Annotated in this window: 17 protein-coding genes and 1 pseudogene; 10 read left to right on the top strand and 8 right to left on the bottom strand. The window is 72.6% G+C overall.

The window, feature by feature from the left end; all coding sequences use genetic code 11:
- Positions 1–21: 21 nt before the first annotated feature.
- Together JWR33_RS09245 and JWR33_RS09240 are read right to left on the bottom strand one after the other, a co-directional pair.
- Positions 22–312, bottom strand: coding sequence for a hypothetical protein (locus tag JWR33_RS09245; RefSeq protein WP_297411317.1), 291 nt, complete (start codon positions 310–312; stop codon positions 22–24).
- 10 nt (positions 313–322) lie between these two features.
- Positions 323–847 (bottom strand): metallophosphoesterase, encoded by a 525-nt coding sequence (locus JWR33_RS09240; RefSeq protein WP_297411315.1) that lies wholly within the window; start codon positions 845–847, stop codon positions 323–325.
- Between the two features lie 69 nt (positions 848–916).
- Between JWR33_RS09240 and JWR33_RS09235 the strand changes: the two genes are divergently transcribed.
- Positions 917–1,633 (top strand): HAD family hydrolase, encoded by a 717-nt coding sequence (locus JWR33_RS09235; protein WP_297411314.1) that lies wholly within the window; start codon positions 917–919, stop codon positions 1,631–1,633.
- Here JWR33_RS09235 and JWR33_RS09230 read toward each other — a convergent pair.
- Positions 1,627–2,598 carry an LLM class F420-dependent oxidoreductase gene (locus tag JWR33_RS09230; protein ID WP_297411312.1) on the bottom strand — a complete coding sequence of 324 codons (972 nt, stop codon included), beginning with the start codon at positions 2,596–2,598 and terminating at the stop codon, positions 1,627–1,629. The two genes, JWR33_RS09235 and JWR33_RS09230, sit on opposite strands and share 7 nt — an antisense overlap.
- Positions 2,599–2,755: 157 nt before the next feature.
- On the opposite strand from JWR33_RS09230, the gene JWR33_RS09225 reads away from it, so the two are divergent.
- Both JWR33_RS09225 and JWR33_RS09220 read left to right on the top strand, forming a co-directional pair.
- Positions 2,756–4,210, top strand: coding sequence for an AlkA N-terminal domain-containing protein (locus JWR33_RS09225; protein WP_297411310.1), 1,455 nt, complete (start codon positions 2,756–2,758; stop codon positions 4,208–4,210).
- On the top strand, positions 4,207–4,707 hold the full coding sequence (locus tag JWR33_RS09220) for a methylated-DNA--[protein]-cysteine S-methyltransferase (protein ID WP_297411308.1): 501 nt from the start codon (positions 4,207–4,209) through the stop codon (positions 4,705–4,707). The genes JWR33_RS09225 and JWR33_RS09220 overlap by 4 nt, the downstream gene beginning before the upstream one ends.
- Here the strand turns inward: JWR33_RS09220 and JWR33_RS09215 are convergent.
- Positions 4,667–5,890 (bottom strand): acyltransferase, encoded by a 1,224-nt coding sequence (locus JWR33_RS09215; protein ID WP_297411306.1) that lies wholly within the window; start codon positions 5,888–5,890, stop codon positions 4,667–4,669. The two genes, JWR33_RS09220 and JWR33_RS09215, sit on opposite strands and share 41 nt — an antisense overlap.
- A gap of 88 nt (positions 5,891–5,978) precedes the next feature.
- Here JWR33_RS09215 and JWR33_RS09210 point away from each other — a divergent pair, with 88 nt between their 5' ends.
- Together JWR33_RS09210 and JWR33_RS09205 are read left to right on the top strand one after the other, a co-directional pair.
- Positions 5,979–6,689 (top strand): hypothetical protein, encoded by a 711-nt coding sequence (locus JWR33_RS09210; RefSeq protein ID WP_297411305.1) that lies wholly within the window; start codon positions 5,979–5,981, stop codon positions 6,687–6,689.
- A 130-nt stretch (positions 6,690–6,819) separates the two neighbouring features.
- On the top strand, positions 6,820–7,722 hold the full coding sequence (locus JWR33_RS09205; protein WP_297411303.1) for an oxygenase MpaB family protein: 903 nt from the start codon (positions 6,820–6,822) through the stop codon (positions 7,720–7,722).
- On the opposite strand, the gene JWR33_RS09200 is transcribed toward JWR33_RS09205, so the two are convergent.
- Both JWR33_RS09200 and JWR33_RS09195 read right to left on the bottom strand, forming a co-directional pair.
- Positions 7,700–8,716, bottom strand: a complete 1,017-nt coding sequence (locus JWR33_RS09200) for a magnesium and cobalt transport protein CorA (RefSeq protein WP_297411301.1) — start codon at positions 8,714–8,716, stop codon at positions 7,700–7,702. The two genes, JWR33_RS09205 and JWR33_RS09200, sit on opposite strands and share 23 nt — an antisense overlap.
- A gap of 80 nt (positions 8,717–8,796) precedes the next feature.
- Complete coding sequence (locus JWR33_RS09195) at positions 8,797–9,456, bottom strand: SDR family oxidoreductase (RefSeq protein WP_297411300.1); 660 nt, start codon at positions 9,454–9,456, stop codon at positions 8,797–8,799.
- 85 nt (positions 9,457–9,541) lie between these two features.
- Between JWR33_RS09195 and JWR33_RS09190 the strand changes: the two genes are divergently transcribed.
- The 5 genes from JWR33_RS09190 to JWR33_RS09170 all read left to right on the top strand — a co-directional run bounded on the left by JWR33_RS09190 (position 9,542) and on the right by JWR33_RS09170 (position 13,878).
- Positions 9,542–10,633 (top strand): 3-oxoacyl-[acyl-carrier-protein] synthase III C-terminal domain-containing protein, encoded by a 1,092-nt coding sequence (locus JWR33_RS09190; RefSeq protein WP_297411298.1) that lies wholly within the window; start codon positions 9,542–9,544, stop codon positions 10,631–10,633.
- Complete coding sequence (locus tag JWR33_RS09185; protein ID WP_297411296.1) at positions 10,630–11,175, top strand: isoprenylcysteine carboxylmethyltransferase family protein; 546 nt, start codon at positions 10,630–10,632, stop codon at positions 11,173–11,175. The genes JWR33_RS09190 and JWR33_RS09185 overlap by 4 nt, the downstream gene beginning before the upstream one ends.
- Complete coding sequence (locus tag JWR33_RS09180) at positions 11,175–12,197, top strand: FAD-dependent monooxygenase (protein ID WP_297411294.1); 1,023 nt, start codon at positions 11,175–11,177, stop codon at positions 12,195–12,197. The genes JWR33_RS09185 and JWR33_RS09180 overlap by 1 nt, the downstream gene beginning before the upstream one ends.
- Positions 12,198–12,329: 132 nt before the next feature.
- Positions 12,330–12,548: a hypothetical protein gene (locus JWR33_RS09175; protein ID WP_297411292.1), complete on the top strand. Its 219-nt coding sequence runs from the start codon at positions 12,330–12,332 to the stop codon at positions 12,546–12,548.
- 73 nt (positions 12,549–12,621) lie between these two features.
- Positions 12,622–13,878 (top strand): DNA polymerase IV, encoded by a 1,257-nt coding sequence (locus JWR33_RS09170; RefSeq protein ID WP_297411290.1) that lies wholly within the window; start codon positions 12,622–12,624, stop codon positions 13,876–13,878.
- Between the two features lie 360 nt (positions 13,879–14,238).
- Here the strand turns inward: JWR33_RS09170 and treZ are convergent, their stop codons facing one another.
- Positions 14,239–15,999, bottom strand: a complete 1,761-nt coding sequence (gene treZ / locus JWR33_RS09165) for a malto-oligosyltrehalose trehalohydrolase (RefSeq protein ID WP_297411288.1) — start codon at positions 15,997–15,999, stop codon at positions 14,239–14,241.
- Positions 15,996–16,543, bottom strand: a pseudogene (locus tag JWR33_RS09160) (malto-oligosyltrehalose synthase); the annotation flags it as partial. The gene treZ and the pseudogene JWR33_RS09160, both read right to left, overlap by 4 nt.

The following is a 16,543-nucleotide window of genomic DNA, read 5'->3' as shown; positions in this document are numbered from 1 at the left end:
TCCTCCGCGGACTTGCGGACGCTAGTCGATCCGGGTGTCGCGGCCGCCGCTGAGCTTGATGCGGATTCGCCCCTCGTACACGCCGAGGTCGGGATCGCCGGCGACGGGAGCGGGGGCGGGCAGCGAGGTCTGCCGTTCGAACTCGAGCATCGCCTCGTGCCGACTCGGCGCGTAGATCTCGTCGAACGCGCCCATCATGCCTGTGCCCACCGAGCCGGAGCCCCGGGCCGACCGCTGAGCGGACCCACGGGCCGCGATCGACAGGGCCAGCACGGCCGCGACCGAGACGCTCCCCAGGATGATCCACTCCACGCCGACGATCCTAAGCCGAGCGTCCGACGTTGCGGAGAGGCAACTCGGTGAGTGCGACAGATCGCACCTCCCCGGCCTCGAGCACCGCGGTCAGGTACGTGCAGCGAGGACGGCGCCGCCGGTCGGTGGGCGACCCCGGGTTGAGCAGCCGGAGTCCCCGCGGAGTGACGGAGTCCCAGGGGATGTGCGAGTGACCGAAGACCAGGAGGTCGAGGTCGGGGTAGGCCTCGTCCATCCGGCGCTCGCGCCGCGACGAGGAGCCCGTCTCGTGCACGACCCCGACCCGCACGCCCTCGATGTCCGCGCGGGCCAGCTCAGGCAGCCGCTCCCGCAGCCCGGGCCCATCGTTGTTGCCCCAGCAGGCGAGCAGCCGGGACGCGCGAGCGTCCAGCAGGTCGAGGGTCGCCTCATCCACCCAGTCGCCGGCATGCACCACCACATCGGCGTCGCCGACCGCGTCCCACACCTCCGGGGGAAGATCCCTCGCGCGGGTCGGCAGGTGGGTGTCGGCCAAGAGCAGGAGGCGGGTCGCCATGCCCCATTGTGTCCCCTGCCGCCCGTCAAGCCCATGCCGGGGGTGCAGGCCGCCTGATTGACTGGCGGCATGGCCTCCGAATCTCCGCTCCGCGCCGTGCTGTTCGACATCGACGGCACCCTCGTTGACTCCAATTACCTGCACATCGACGCGTGGGATCGTGCGCTCGCCGAGGTGGACGCGCCCGCGCCGGTGTGGAAGATCCACCGGTCGATCGGCATGGACTCGAAGAAGCTCCTCGAGGCTGTCGCGGGCGGCGTGCCGGAGGAGACGACGAGCCGCGCCAAGGAGCTGCACAGCGACTACTACAAGGAGGCGGCCGGCCGGCTGCGGCCGTTCGACGGTGCTCAGGAGCTGATCCGGGCCATCGACGCGCGGGGCATCCGAGTGGTTCTGGCGACCTCCGCCCCCGAGGACGAGCTCGCGATCCTCCGGGGCGTCCTCGACGTCGACGACGCCGTCTCGGAGGTCACCTCGTCCGGCGATGTGGGAACGGCGAAGCCGGAGCCCGACATCATCGAGGTCGCGCTCGGCAAGGCCGGCGTGCAGCCGGGCGAGGCGGTCATGGTCGGCGACTCGGTGTGGGATGTGCAGGCCGCGGGCCGGGCCGGCGTGACGGCGATCGGGGTGCTGACGGGCGGGGTGAGCGAGGCCGAGCTGCGGGACGCCGGGGCCGAGGAGGTCTACCAGGACGTCGCCGCCCTGCTCGAGGCGCTCAACGAGAGCCTGATCGGGCGGCGGGGTCGCGGCGGGACGGGCGAGGCCGGCCCCGGCATCTCCTACTGAGCGGCGTCTCGCAGCAGGGCGAGCAGCGGGGTCGCCGCCTCCTGCAGGAAGCGCTCCTGCAGGTCGTCGCCGACCTGGACGAGTGCGATGTCGGTGTAGCCGGCCTCCCAGTACGCACGCACCGACTCCACGATCGCCTCGAGGTCGGGGCCGCAGGGGATCTGCTCCGCCACGTCCTCCTTGCGGACGAACTTGCTGGCGCCCGCGAACCCGGCCGGCGTGGGCAGGTCCGCGTTCACCGCCCAGCCGCCCGCGAACCAGCGGAACTGGTCGTGAGCCCGCTCGATCGCGTCGTCGCGGTCGGGTGCCCAGCTGATCGGGATCTGGCCGATCTTGCGGCCCTTGCCTCCCGTCGCGGCGTCCCACTCGTCGATCAGGGCCTTCTCCGGCTCGGTCGAGATGAAGTGGTCGGCGAGGGGCGAGAAGCGCTCGATGGACTTCTCGCCGGACACGGCGATCCCGATCGGCACTCCGCCATCGGGCACGTCCCAGATGCGGGCGGAGTCCACCCGGAAGTAGTCGCCCTCCCACGTCACGAGCTCGCCGGTGTGCAGGGCGCGGATGATCTGCACCGCCTCCTCGAGCATGTCCTGGCGCTGCGCGATCGGCGGCCACCCCTCACCGGTCACGTGCTCGTTGAGGTTCTCGCCCGAGCCGAGGCCCAGGATGAAGCGACCGTCGCAGAGCAGCTGGAGGGTCGCCGCCTTCTGGGCGACGACCGCGGGGTGGTAGCGCTGGATCGGGCAGGTGACATAGGTGGCGAGCTCAACCCGGCTCGTGGCCTGCGCGACCGCACCCAGCACGGTCCACGCGTACGGAGCGTGGCCCTGCGACATCAGCCACGGCGAGTAGTGGTCGCTCGACACCTCGAAGTCGAAGCCGACCTGCTCGGCCTTCACGGCATAGGACACCAGCTGCTGGGGTCCGCTCTGCTCGGTCATCAGCGTGTAGCCGAAGTTCGTCATTCGCCCTCCTCGATCGTGCTTCCACCCTCGTCGCCGCGAACCGCACGGTGCAACCCCCCTCGGCGCATCTGCGGCAGGCGCGCGCCGGCGCAGCCGCACCGGCAGCCGCGTCCGAAAACCGCTACAGAGGTTCCGGGGCGGATGTCACACTCGAGGGGTGGACTTCGACCAGCGCTACCGGATCATCTCCTCCCGGGATGTGCGCTTCGACGGCCAGTTCGTCACCGCGGTGCGCACCACAGGCATCTACTGCCGGCCCTCCTGCCCGGCCCGGACGCCCAAGCCGCAGAACGTGTCCTTCTTCCTCACCTCCGCGGCGGCCCACGCCGCCGGCTACCGTGCCTGCAAGCGCTGCCTGCCGGAGGCTGTCCCGGGCAGCCCCGAGTGGAACCTCCGCGACGGCCTGGCCGGACGCGCCATGCGGCTCATCTCCGACGGCGTGGTCGAGCGGTCCGGCGTCGACGGGCTCGCCGCGGCGCTCGGCTACACGCCGCGGCATGTCTCCCGCGTGCTCACCGAGGAGCTCGGGGCCGGCCCGCTCGCCCTCGCGCGGGCCAGCCGGGCGCAGACCGCCCGCACCCTCCTCGTGTCCACAGCTCTCCCTGTCACCCAGGTCGCCTACGCCGCCGGTTTCGCCAGCATCCGGCAGTTCAACGAGACCATCGCGGAGGTCTTCGGCCTGACCCCGAGCGCACTCCGGGCGCGTCCGGCGACGGGCGCCGCATCGCCGTCGGGACTCCTCGATCTGCGGCTCGCGGTGCGCGAGCCGTTCGACGCGGCGGGCATCCTCCGCTTCCTCGCCGTGCGGGCCGTCCGGGGCGTGGAGGCCGCCACCGCGACCTCGTACGCCCGTGCGGTCGTGCTGCCGCACGGCGTCGCCCAGTTCGAGGTGCGCTGGACGGAGGCCGGGGAGCTTCGGCTCGCGGCGTCCGTCCCCGAGCTGCGCGACCTTCCCGTGCTGCTGTCCCGGGTGCGCCGCCTGCTGGACCTCGACGCCGACCCGGTCGGCATCGACGCGGTGCTCGGCGGGACCGGCCCCCTCGCCGCGCAGGTGGCGGAGGTCCCCGGCATCCGGCTGCCCGGCGCCGTCGACGGACCCGAGATCCTCCTGCGCGCCATCGCGGGACAGCAGGTCACGGTCGCATCGGCGCAGAGCCTGCTGGACCGGCTCAGCGTGCATGCAGGCGACGCGGTGCCGCCGGTGTTCGATGGCGTCGAGCGTCTCTTCCCCACACCGGCCGAGGCCGCGGAGCATCTCCCGGGGGTCTACCGGGGTCCCGCCGCCCGCGGCGCCGCCCTGCACGGTGCGGCGCTGGCACTGGCGGAGGGGCGCGTGCTCGTCGACTCGGGCATGGACCGCGGCGAGCTCGACGCCCGACTGCAGGCGCTGCCCGGCGTGGGTCCCTGGACCGCCGGGTACACCGCCATGCGGGTGCTCGGCGCCCCCGACGTGCTGCTCGCGGGCGACGCGGCGGTGCGAACCGGCGCGCGGCGGCTGGGAGTTGAGGGTCCGCTCTCGGCCGTCACCGCCCGCTATGCCCCGTGGCGCTCCTACGCATGCCTGCGATTCTGGCGGGCCGCCGAACGACCTCGAAAGGGACCTCCCTCATGACCGTGCTCGTCGACTTCGTTCGCACAGCGGACGGCGCGTTCGGCGCCCTCGCCCGCGAGGACGGCACCGTGCTCGCCTCGGGCTGGACGGACAGCACCGAGGCGCTCCTCGCTCGCATCCCGGTCGCGCATCGCCCGGAGGGTGTCCGACGAGCGGCCGTGCCCCGCATCGCGGACGCGGTCGCGGCGTTCTACGACGGCGATCCGTCCGTGATCGACACGATCGCGGTCGAGCAGGCGGGCGGGCCGTTCCGGATCACGGCGTGGCGCGCCCTCCGCGCCATTGCCCCCGGGCGACCCCTCACCTACACCGAATTCGCAGCCGCCAGCGGCCGGCCAGCAGCCGTCCGAGCCGCGGCCTCCGCCTGCGCGACCAACGCCGTGGCCCTGTTCGTGCCGTGCCATCGCGTGGTCCGCACCGACGGGGCGCTCGGCGGCTTCGCGTGGGGCGTCGAGGTCAAGCGCTCGCTTCTCGCGCGGGAGGCGGCGGCGCGGTGAGCCACCGAGGAGCCGCGGGAACGGCCGCTCCCACCCAGCCGCCCACCCGCCTCGCGAGCCGGTGCGCGGGCGCCTCCACCACGCGCTCGAACCCCCACCCGACGAGCAGGCTGGCCGGGACGCCGAGCAGGGCCACGAGCGGCCACCGCGCGTCGCCGATCAGGAACGCGAGAGTGACGAGCACGGGGACGTGCACCAGGTAGAGGCTGAACGAGATGCGGCCGAGCCACCGGGAGGCCGGCGCGAGGAGCGCTCTGGCGAGCGGGGTCGGCGCTATCGCGAGCAGGACGAGCCCGAGCGCGCCGAGCACGCTGAGCCCGGTGAGAGCGAGGGTCAGGGCCGCGGAGCCGAGGGGACGGGCGAGCCAGTTCACGATCAGCAGCAGGCAGGACAGCGCGATGCCGGCCCCCGCGATGGCCCCGAAAGCGCGAGATCGCCGTGCCCGGTCGGCCCACCCGCGGAAGCCGTCGAGGTTCACCGCCACGAGGGTGCCCAGGAAGAACGCCGGCAGGTAGGACAGGGTGCCGTTCTCCAGGGCGAAGCCGCCGACCGCGGCGACCGCGAGGAGCGACCCGGTGACCGCCCAGCGCCTTCGGAGGGCACGGGCGAGCACGATGTAGAGGGGGAGCAGGACCGCGAAGATCATCTCCCAGCGCAGGGACCAGAGCGTGTTGACGATGTCGAAGGAGAAGCGGGACAGGGTCGCCTCCTCCACGAGCAGCGGAGCACTGAGCGAGGTGGCGTTGGAGTCGGCCATCCAGCTGTGCGGCACCACCTGCGACCGGTCGCGGGGAAGCAGCTTGATGAACACCGTGGCGAGCAGCAGTGCACCCCACACGGGCAGATAGATGCGCACGAAGCGCGAGGCGAGGAACGCGCCCCACGAGTAGGGCCCGGATGCCCGAAGCGCGGGCAGTGCGACGACGAGGCCGCTGAGCACGAAGAAGACGACCACCGCCTCATGGCCCGCCGTGAGCAGCTTGAGGGGCGTCTCGGTGATCCACCACCACGCGCTGCCGAGCACGACCGGCCGGTCAGGGCCGGGCGACAGGTACGGCTTGGCGATCTCCAGGAGGTGATGCAGCACCACCACCACGGCCGCCCACCCCCGCAGGCCGTCGAGGGCGGAGAGCCGCCCGCCCGGCCTCTCCGCGGGCGCCGGGGTCGCACTGGCTCCGCTCACCGTTCCACGCTAGTCCGCAGGGCTGGGACGCCCCCCAGTGCTCGCCCAGCCATGGCCAATAGAGTTGTCCTCTACGGAAGGACTGCTCATGGGGTTCCTCGATCGACTGTTCGGCCGCGATGAGGGTTCCGACCCGTACGGCCGCGAGCCGCAGCGCGTGACCCCTGTCCGCTCCGAGGACGAGATCGCCATCGAGCGCTACCGCTACCTGCTGCGCACCGCTCCTCCGGAGACGATCGAGCAGGTGCACGCCGAGGCGTTCGCCAAGCTCACGCCGGAGCAGCGCCGGGCCGTCTACGACGAGCTCACGAAGGGACCCGAGCGGCCCGCCGGCGAGGACCCCGCCTCCCTCGCGCGGTCGGCGACCCGCAGCGAGATCCGGCAGCCCGGCACCCTCGAGCGATCCTTCGGCGGCGGCGGCGGCGGCGGTATGGGCGGCGGCATGATGGGCCCGAGCTTCGGCTCGATGCTCGGCAGTTCGCTGCTGGGCACGGTGGCGGGCTACGTCATCGGCTCGGCGATCGTCAGCTCCTTTCTGCCCGACGCCGGGAACGGCGACCAGGCGAACGCGGACGCCGCGGGAGACGACACGGGCGGCAGCGGAGACGGGTCGGGCGACGGCTCCGGCGACGCGTCCGGCGGCGGCTCGGGGTCCGATCCAGGCTGGGGTGACTCCTCGGGTGGCGACTTCGGCGGCAGCAGCGACGTGGGCGGCGGCTTCGACGGCGGCGGCTTCGGTGGCGGAGACTTCGGCGGTGGGGGCGACTTCGGCGGCGGGGGCGACTTCGGCGGATTCTGATCGCCGCTTGAGCTTGACGCTGCGTCACGTTCTAGCCTCGATCCCGAGCGCACAACGCGCTCTCCGGAGGGAGGCGGACCCTGATCGGATCGGCGGGGCCGCTCCCAGGGGCGTCGCGCACACTGGTGCGGTGTCGCGCATCAGTGAGCCGATCAGGGCCCGCCTCCAGACCACCCTCTCCGGTCAGCCGGCCGGCGTCCCCGCCTGGATCACCGCGCTCGAGGACGGCGAGGACGAGGGGCATTTCGGCCCGGGCTCCGCCGCCTGGGCGGTCCACGGTGACCTGCCCACCCTGGTGGCTGGGATCCGCGCCCTGCTGACCCAGGCCCTCCATCCCGGAGCGATGGCGGGTGTGCACGACCACTCCCGCTACCGCGATGACCCGTTCGGCCGCCTGGCCGGCACCATCCGCTGGATCATGACGGTCACCTACGGCTCCACGGCTGATGCCGCGACGGCCTCCGACTGGGTCCTCCGCCTGCATGAGCGGGTGCGCGGCGAGTACCTCGGAGAGCACGGCCCCATCGCCTACGCGGCGAACGATCCCGAGCTGCTCCGCTGGGTGCATCTGGCCTTCACCGACGCATTCCTCAGCGCGCATGAATTGTGGGGGCGCCCGATTCCGGGCGGCGCGGACGCCTACGTGAACGACTGGGCCACGGCCGGCCTCCTCATGCAGGTGACCGATCCGCCGCGCACCAGGCAGGAGCTGCAGGACCAGCTGCGCTCGTACGCGCCGGTGCTGCACTACGACGACCGGGTCGCTGATGTCGTGCGCTTCCTGCGCCGCCCCCCGCTTGCGCCGCTCCTGCGGCCGACCTATCCGCTCCTCTTCCAGGGGGCGGTCGCCTCCCTGCCCGACGACCTGCGCGAACTCCTGCGCCTGCCGCGAGCGCCGCGCGGAACGGTGCCGGCCGCCCGCGTCGTGCTCAAGGCGACCGGTCGGGTGCTCGGCACGCGGTCGGGCGCGGAGACCGCGGCGCTCAGGAGGAGGGCCCGGCTGGAGGCGGCTAGAGCCACCCGTTCCGCTTGAAGGCGAAGTAGAGCCCACCGCTCAGCACCGCCATCAGCAGCACCGCGAGGGGATAGCCCAGCGTCCAGTCCAGCTCGGGCATGTGCCGGAAGTTCATCCCGTAGATGCCGCTGACGAGGCTCGGGGCGAACAGGATCGCCGCATACGAGGAGATCTTCTTCACCTGCTCGCCCTGCGCCAGGCTCGTCTCGCTGATGCGCTGCATCTGCGCGTTCTGCACCTCGGTCACGAGGGTGGCGTTCGTGGTGAGGGCGTTCTGCAGGAGGGCCCGGAAGGACTCCGCCCGCTCCGCAGTGCGGATCGAGTGGTCGAGCACGTCCCGCAGGCTGCGCTGCAGCTCCACGTGCACGTCGTACTTCTCGAATCCCCGCTGCAACGACTTCAGCATGTCGACGAGCGGCGCGACCGCGCGCTCGAACTCCATCACCTCGCGAGCGAGGTCGTAGATGCGCTTGGACACCGCGGGCTCGCCGCTGAACAGCTGGTCCTCGATCTCGTCGATGTCGTTCTGCAGCCCGGCGATGACCGGCTCGTACTCGTCGACGATCTGGTCGAGCACGGCGTAGAGGATGGCATCCGGTCCCAGTGCGAGCAGCTCCGGATTCGCCTCGAGGCGCTTGCGGACCCTGCCCAGATCGGGAGACTCCGCGTGCCGGATGGTGATGGCGAAGTCCCTGCCGATGAAGACGTGCACCTCGCCGAACTCCACCCGCTCGGCCGCGTCGAGGTAGCGGGCGGGCCGCAGCACGAGGAACAGCACGTCGCCGAAGCGCTCGAGCTTGGCGCGCTGGTGCCCCTTGAGGGCGTCCTCCACCGCAAGTCGGTGCAGCTCGAACTCGTTGGCGACCGCCTGCAGCTCCTCCCGGCTGGGCCGGTACATGCCGATCCACGCGACGCCCTTGCGGTCGCGGAGGGTCTCGAAGGTCTCCTCGAGGCTCGGCGGGTTCGCGGTGCGCTTGCCGGCGACGTACACCGCGTTGTCGATGATCGGCATGAGGACCTCCCTGGACCGAACGTCACCCTAGCGCCCGCCGGCGCGCCGATCCCGGTGGCAGGGGAGCGACGCGCTCGGGGTCAGGCCGGAGCCGCCGGAAGCGCCTCGGCGATCGGCGTGGGGCCGCCGACGACCTCCCACTGGCGACGTGCGGTGGCCGGCCGATCGAGCACGGCCAGTACGAGCGCCGCGACGTCCTCGCGGGAGATGGGCCCGCGCTCGACCGTCGCGCCGATCGTGACAGAGCCGGTGCCCTCGTCGTTGCTGAGGCCGCCCGGACGGAGGATCGTCCAGTCCAGATCGGTGGCCCTCAGGCGCTCGTCCGCGTCCCGCTTCGCCTGAACGTACGCGGCCCACACCGGTTCGGCATCCTCGGCGAGCGGGGCGTCCACGCCGATCGCGGAGATCTGCACGAAGCGCCGCACCCCGGCGATGCGTGCGGCTTCCGCGGTGAGGACGGAGCCGGCGTAGTCGACCGTGCGTTTGCGCTCCGCTCCCGAACCCGCGCCGGCCCCCGCCGCGAACACGACGGCGTCGCAGCCTCGCAGCGCCTCCGCGAGCTCGTCCGCGGTGGCCGACTCGATGTCGAGCACGACCGACTCCGCGCCGAGGCGGTGCAGATCCTCGCCGTGCTCCGGGTTGCGCACGATGCCCACCCCCTCGTCGCCGCGGACGTAGAGCTGGTTGAGGATGCGCTGGCCGACCTGGCCGTGCGCGCCGACGACGGCGACTCGAGTCATCCCCCCATCCTCCTCCTCGCCGGGCGGCCGGATGCCCTCCGCTGCGCGGCAGGCGGCGGTCAGTAAGCGGTGATACCGTCACGGCGTGACCCGTATCGCCGCCGTTGCCGCTGCGCTTCCGGAGCACTCGTATGCGCAGTCGGAGATCACCGCGATGCTGGCCCCGATGATCACGAGCGATCCGGGCAAGCAGGCCGTGATGCGGCGGCTGCACGAGGGGTCCCACGTGGAGCGCCGTCATCTGGTGATGCCGCTCGAGGAATACCGCGATCCGCAGACCTTCACGGAGACGAACGACCGCTTCATCGAGGCGGCGACGGACCTGGCGGAGCGGGCGCTCCTGCGCGCCCTCGCGACCGCCGGACTGGTGCCCTCCGACGTCGATCTGGTGATGTTCACCTCCGTCACCGGCATCTCCGCCCCGTCGGTGGACGCGCTCCTCGTGCCCAGGATCGGCCTCCGCCCCGACGTGAAGCGGGTGCCGATGTTCGGGCTCGGCTGCGTGGCCGGAGCCGCCGGCATCGCACGACTGCACGACTACCTGATCGGCCACCCCGATGAGGTCGCGGTGCTGGTCTCCGTCGAGCTCTGCTCCCTCACCGTGCAGCGCGACGACGACTCGATGGCGAATTTCGTCGCCAGCGGGCTCTTCGGCGACGGCGCGGCAGCCGTGGTAGCGGTCGGGGACGCGCGTGCCGCACGCCTCGGCCTCACCGGCCCCGACATCGTCGATGCGCGCAGCGCGCTCTATCCGGACAGCGGCCACGTGCTCGGCTTCAACCCCGGATCCACCGGCTTCCGCATCGTGCTCACTGCGGGCGTCATGGACGTCGTCGACGAGCACTTCGGTCCCGACGTCCGGGCGTTCCTCGCCGACAACGGCGTCTCGGTCGAGGACATCGACGACTGGCTCGCCCATCCCGGCGGCCCCCGGGTGCTCGAGGCGTTCGCCCGCTCTCTCGACCTCCCGGCCGACGCCCTGGCACTGAGCTGGCAGTCGATGGCCGCCGTGGGCAACCTCTCGTCCGCGTCGGTGCTGCACGTGCTGGCCGACTCGCTCTCCTCGGTGCGCCACGATCCCGGTGACGCGGCGCTGCTGTTCGCCCTCGGCCCCGGGGTGTGCGCCGAACTGGTGCTCCTGCGCTGGCCGGAGGCCGCCGCACCGGCCGCGGCATGACCGACTACGGGATCGGCGTGGCCTGGTTCGGCGCCCTTCTCCTCGCCACCGGCGGCGAGCGGATCTTCGAGCTCGTGGTCTCCACCCGCAACGCGCGCTGGGCGTTCGCCCGCGGCGGCGTCGAGTACGGCCGGCGGCACTTCCCGTGGATGGTGATGCTGCACACCGGGCTGCTGCTCGCCTGCCTCCTCGAGGTCGTCGTGGCCCATCGTCCGTTCCTGCCGCTGCTCGGCTGGCCGGCGCTCGCGGTCGCGCTCGCCGCCCAGGTGCTGCGCTACTGGTGCATCAGCACCCTCGGCCCGCAGTGGAACACCCGCGTCATCGTGGTGCCCGGGCTCTCGCTCGTGAGCCGCGGCCCCTACCGCTTCCTCCGCCACCCCAACTACGTGGTCGTCGTCGCGGAGGGGATCGCGCTTCCGCTCGTGCACACGGCATGGATCACCGCGCTCGCCTTCACCGTGCTCAACGCGGTCCTGCTGCTCGCCTTCCGGATCCCCGTCGAGGAGCGCGCCCTGCGAGGGGCGGCAGGCCGGGCGGCCTGATGCAGGAGGCGGATCTCCTCGTCGTCGGGGGCGGGCCCGTCGGGCTGGTTGCGGCCATCCAGGCGCGGCTGGCGGGCCTGGATGTCGTCGTCGCGGAGCCGCGCACCGGTCCCATCGACAAGGCGTGCGGCGAGGGGCTGATGCCGGGCGCGGTCGCCGCCCTCGCCGCCTTGGGCGTGCATCCGGAGGGCAGGGCCATCCGCGGCTTCCGCTACACCGACGGCCGCCGCAGCGTCGAGCACCGCCTCCGGCACGGGGCGGGGCTCGGGGTGCGCCGCACCACCCTGCACGCGGCGCTGGCCGCCCGAGCGGCCGAGCTGGGCGTGGTCACCGTGACCCGCAAGGCGACGACCGTCCTGCAGACGAGCGGCGCGGTCGAGGCGGCGGAGGTGCGCGCCTCCTGGCTCCTGGCCTGTGACGGGCTGCACTCCCCGGTGCGCCGGACCGTCGGACTCGACGGCTCCCGGCGCCCCGGTCGGCGCTTCGGACTGCGTCGGCACTTCCGGCTCGAGCCGTGGACCGATCTGGTGGAGGTGCACTGGGGTCGCAGCGTGGAGTTGTATGTGACGCCGGTCGGGCCCGGCCTGGTGGGTGTCGCCGTCCTCGGGCCCCGGCACACCGGGTTCGACGCGGCTCTCGCCCAGATCCCCGAGCTCGAGGCCCGCCTCATCGGTGCCCAGCCGGACGGCCCGGTGCGCGGCGCGGGCCCGCTTCGGCAGTCGAGCCGGGCCCGCTCGGTCGGCCGGGTGCTGCTCGTCGGCGACGCGTCCGGCTACGTCGACGCCCTCACGGGCGAGGGGATGCGGGTGGGCTTCGCCCAGGCCGACGCGGCGGTGGCCGCGGTGATCGCCGGTGATCCCGCCGCCTACGAGCGCGAGTGGTCCGCCCGCACGCGGGACTTTCGCGCACTCACGGGGGCGCTGGTCGCTGCGGCATCGTCGCCGCTGCGCCGCGCGATCGTGCCGACCGCGGTCGCCGTGCCGGGCCTCTACGGGAGCCTGATCGAGCGCCTCGCCCGCTGAACGGTCGCCGCCGCGCCCGATTCCGGTCGCCGAGAGGCCCCAGTGTCGGAGGCCTCCTGCATCCTGTCGGCGTGGCATCCTCCCGGTTGGAGGAGCCGGGGGAGCATGGACGAAGAGCGAAGGGGGACCATCATGATCGATCCGCACATCGGACACAGCTGCTCCGTGGCCGGAGACGAGGTCGCCGAGGTCACCGTCGATGACGTGTCCCTGGATTTCGGGGACGGCGCCCGCGTGGTCTCCTGCCGCTGCGGCTCCTGGGCCATCGAGGACGAGTCGGGCATGCTGCTGGCCTGGTCCATGCCTCAGATCGTCGACATCCGCGTGCTCGCGCTCTCCGGCGCCGCCTGAGCCTTCCGGGACCCGGGTCGAGTCGACCTGTGCGCCGCGGACCGACGCCGGCCGCGGGAACGACAATGGACCTGTGAGCGTCAAGGGCGGACAGGGCGACCGGCAGGTCTCCGCCGAATCCGTCGACAGCTCGAGCGCGACGATCCTGCACGTCGACATGGACGCGTTCTTCGCCAGCGTCGAGCTGCTCGACCGGCCCGAGCTGCGCGGCAAGCCGGTGATCATCGCGGGGGAGTCGGGACGCTCCGTCGTCACCAGCGCCACCTATGAAGCGCGCGCGTTCGGCGTGCGGTCCGCGATGCCGGTCTCCCAGGCCAAGCGGCTGTGCCCCGCAGCGGTGATCATCCCGCCGCACGGCGCGAAGTACGCGCACTACTCGCGCCGGGTGATGTCGATCTTCCGCGACGTCACCCCGCTTGTGGAGCCGCTGAGCATCGACGAGGCCTTCCTCGACGTCGCCGGTGCCCGCCGGCTGCTCGGCTCGCCCGGCATCATCGCGCGCGGCCTGCGCGAGCGCGTGCTGGCGGAGACCGGCCTCACCTGCTCGGTGGGCGCAGCGTCCACCAAGTTCGTGGCCAAGCTCGCCTCCACTCGGTCCAAGCCCGACGGGCTGCTGATCATCCCTGCCGAGGACACGCTCGGCTTCCTGCATCCGCTGCCGGTCGGGGCGCTCTGGGGCGTCGGCAAGGCCACCGCGGAGTCGCTCGGCAAGCGGGGCATGCGAACGGTCGGCGACCTGGCGGCCACGCCCCGCGACGTGCTGCAGAAGTGGGTGGGCGTGGCTGCCGGCGGACGCCTGTACGACCTCGCCTGGGGCCGCGATCCTCGCTCGGTGGATCCGGAGTCGGTGGAGAAGAGCGTGGGTCACGAGAACACCTTCGCCACCGACGTGAGCGATCCCGTGCTGCTGCGCCGCGAGCTGCTCGACCAGTCGGAGCGGGTGGCCGTGCGGCTCCGCGCGGCTGGCCACGTGTCGCGGACGATCGCCCTCAAGCTGCGCTTCGCCGACTTCACGACCATCACCCGGTCCCGCACCCTGTCCGAGCCGACCTCGGTGGCCCGCCGCATCTACGAGCAGGCGGTGGAGCTGCTCGAGGAGCAGGACCTGGTCGGCCGCCGCATCCGCCTGATCGGCGTGCGTGCCGAGCAGCTCGCCCCGGCCGGAGGCGACAGCCTCTCGCTGTGGAGCGAGGATGACGGCTGGCGCGAGGCGGAGCAGGTGATGGACGCCGCCGTCGAGCGCTTCGGCAGGGGCGCCATCCGCCCGGCGACCCTGCTCGGCAAGCAGACCCGCGACCTCCCGGGCCACACCATCCGCCCGGACGCCTGACCGCCCCGCCCGGCCGCGCACCGCGCGCCCGAACGCCGAGCGCGCCCTCAAACGCCGAGCGCGCCGTGGACCTGGGGCGCCGTCGGCGTTACAGGGGGCGCTCGACGCACCGAGCGGCTCACCTTCTATGCCCGAGGGATGGCTTCGGCAGTCGGCGACAAGGTCACCTCGAACACCTCGCAGGGGGAGACCTCGGGCAGGGGGGTCGAGAAGAAGACGCAGGGCTCTCAGTTCGACCGGGCCCGCCTCGCCGAATGCGCCCCCAGACGCCGAGGGCACCGTGGATACCGGGCGCGCTCGGCGTTTCGAGGCGCATTCGGCGGATGGCCCGCGCTGCTTCGTCGCGCCGAGGCAGCGCCGCTACTCGGTCGCGGCGAGGATGACGGCCGAGCGCGGCGGCAGCAGCACCGCGCCGTCCGGAACGATGGCCACGCCGGGGTCGGTGACGAGCAGAGGCTCGCCCTCGATGCCGAGCTCCACCGCCGTGTCGGCGAAGTTCACCGCGACGGTCACCGAGCCGCGGGCCATCACGAGCCAGCGGTCGTCCTCGTCGTAGTCCACGAACGTCTCGCGGAAGCGCGGGTCGGTGAGCTCCGGCACCTCGCGACGCAGGGCGATCAGCCGGCGGTAGAGGTCGAGGATGCGGGTGTGCGTCCCGTCCTCGCCCGACGCGGGGTACGGCTCCGACCAATCGAGCTTGGAGCGCGTGAAGGTCTCCGGATCCTGTGGATCGGGCACCACGGCGGGGTCCCAGCCCATCTTCGCGAACTCCTCGACGCGGCCCTTCGCGGTCGCCTCGCCGAGCTCCGGCTCGGGGTGCGACGTGAAGAACTGCCACGGCGTGCTCGCTCCCCACTCCTCGCCCATGAAGAGCATGGGCGTGAAGGGGGACGTGAGGGTGAGGACGGCGGCCAGCGCGAGGCCGCGCTCGTCGAGGGTCGCTGTGAGCCGGTCGCCCGTCGCCCGATTGCCGATCTGGTCGTGGTCCTGCGCGAACACCACGAGCCGCCAGGTCGGCGTGCGCTCCACGTCGAGAGGCCGGCCGTGCACCCGCCCGCGGAAGGTGGAGAGGGTGCCCGCGTGGAAGAACCCCTCCTCGAGCACCGTCGCGAGGGCGCGGACCGAGTCGAAGTCCTCGTAGTAGCCGGCGGTCTCCCCGGTGAGGTTGACGTGCAGGGCGTGATGGAAGTCGTCGCTCCACTGAGCCGTGATGCCGTAGCCGAGCGCCTCGCGCGGCCGGATCATCTTGGGGTCGTTCATGTCCGACTCGGCGATGAGGGTCAGCGGACGTCCCAGGTGCGCCGACAGGGCGTCGACCTCCTCGGCGAGCTGCTCGAGGATGTGCACAGCCCGGTGATCGACCAGGGCGTGCACCGCATCCAGGCGGAGCCCGTCGACGTGGTAGTCGTCGAGCCACATCAGAGCGTTGGAGATGATGTAGTCGCGGACCTCGTCGGAGTCCTCCCCGTCGAGGTTGACGGAGGATCCCCAGGTGTTGGCGCTCCGGTCCTGCAGGTACGGGCCGAACTCGGGCAGGTAGTTGCCGCTCGGTCCGAGGTGGTTGTAGACGACGTCCTGGATCACGCCGAGGCCGCGCTGGTGGCAGGCGTCCACGAAGCGCTGGTAGGCGGCCGGGCCGCCATAGCTCTCCTGGACCGCGTACCAGAGCACGCCGTCGTAGCCCCAGTTGTGTGTGCCGTTGAAGCCGTTGACCGGCAGGACCTCCACCAGGTCGATCCCGAGCCCGACGAGGTGGTCGAGCCGCTCGATCGCCGAGTCGAGGGTGCCCTCGGGGGTAAAGGTGCCGATGTGCAGTTCGTAGACGACGCCGCCGGGAAGCTGGCGGCCCGTCCACGCCGCGTCGCCCCATGCGTAGGCGCCGGGGTCGAAGGTGCGGCTCAGCCCGTGCACGCCCTCCGGCTGCCGCCGGGAGCGAGGGTCGGGACGCGGGGCGTCGCCGTCGCCGAGCAGGTAGCCGTAGTCGTGGTCCTGGCCGTCGGCCGGGATGTCCACGGTGTGCCAGCCGCCGTCGGCGGCGGTCATCGGGTGCCTCTCCCCGTCGAGGAGCAGCGTCACGGACCTCGCGCGGGGCGCCCACACGTCGTAGGGGCTGGGGCTCACGGCTTTCCTCCTTCTTCGACGAGCAGTGCCACCGGGTAGTCGGTGAGCACGTCCCGGACCTGCAGCACGCCGCCCGGATGGCGGCGGCCGCTCAGCACGTCGACGACCGGCGCGGAGCCGATGTCGAGGGCGGTGTCGCCCCATCCGCCCGCGCCGGCGAGTCCGACGGGCAGCCGGGTGGCGAGGGAGATCGCCCCGCCGCGATCGAAGGCGACGAGATGATCCGCGGCGGTGCCGCTCGCGGACAGGGGGGTGTAGCCGGTGAACAGGTCCGGGCGGTCGCGGCGCAGGCGCAGCGCGGTCGCGGTCACCAGAAGCTTGGCGGCTCCCGACTCGTCGACGGGGGGCTTCGCGCCCGCATCGATGTCGGCGAGCAGACGCCGGCGGAGGCCGAAGTCCACCGGCCGCCGGTTGTCGGGGTCGACGAGCGAGAGGTCGACCAGCTCGGTCCCCTGGTAGGTGTCGGCGACGCCGGGCATCGTGAGCTGCACCAGCTTCTGCGCCAGCAGGGTCCGGCGCCAGGCCGGTGCCAGGAAGTCCACGA

The sequence above is a fragment of the Naasia sp. genome, assembly GCF_025465545.1.
Lineage (GTDB): Bacteria > Actinomycetota > Actinomycetes > Actinomycetales > Microbacteriaceae > Naasia.
The sequence above is the reverse complement of the archived record's forward strand: the minus strand, read 5'-3'. Positions and strand labels throughout refer to the sequence as shown.

Excerpts from the sequence above, each read along its gene's own strand:
- JWR33_RS09240 (WP_297411315.1), bottom strand. The coding sequence starts at position 847 with ATGGCGACCCGCCTCCTGCTCTTGGCCGACACCCACCTGCCGACCCGC.
- JWR33_RS09235 (WP_297411314.1), top strand. The coding sequence starts at position 917 with ATGGCCTCCGAATCTCCGCTCCGCGCCGTGCTGTTCGACATCGACGGC.
- JWR33_RS09230 (WP_297411312.1), bottom strand. The coding sequence starts at position 2,598 with ATGACGAACTTCGGCTACACGCTGATGACCGAGCAGAGCGGACCCCAG.
- JWR33_RS09220 (WP_297411308.1), top strand. The coding sequence starts at position 4,207 with ATGACCGTGCTCGTCGACTTCGTTCGCACAGCGGACGGCGCGTTCGGC.
- JWR33_RS09210 (WP_297411305.1), top strand. The coding sequence starts at position 5,979 with ATGGGGTTCCTCGATCGACTGTTCGGCCGCGATGAGGGTTCCGACCCG.
- JWR33_RS09200 (WP_297411301.1), bottom strand. The coding sequence starts at position 8,716 with ATGCCGATCATCGACAACGCGGTGTACGTCGCCGGCAAGCGCACCGCG.
- JWR33_RS09195 (WP_297411300.1), bottom strand. The coding sequence starts at position 9,456 with ATGACTCGAGTCGCCGTCGTCGGCGCGCACGGCCAGGTCGGCCAGCGC.
- JWR33_RS09185 (WP_297411296.1), top strand. The coding sequence starts at position 10,630 with ATGACCGACTACGGGATCGGCGTGGCCTGGTTCGGCGCCCTTCTCCTC.
- JWR33_RS09180 (WP_297411294.1), top strand. The coding sequence starts at position 11,175 with ATGCAGGAGGCGGATCTCCTCGTCGTCGGGGGCGGGCCCGTCGGGCTG.
- JWR33_RS09175 (WP_297411292.1), top strand. The coding sequence starts at position 12,330 with ATGATCGATCCGCACATCGGACACAGCTGCTCCGTGGCCGGAGACGAG.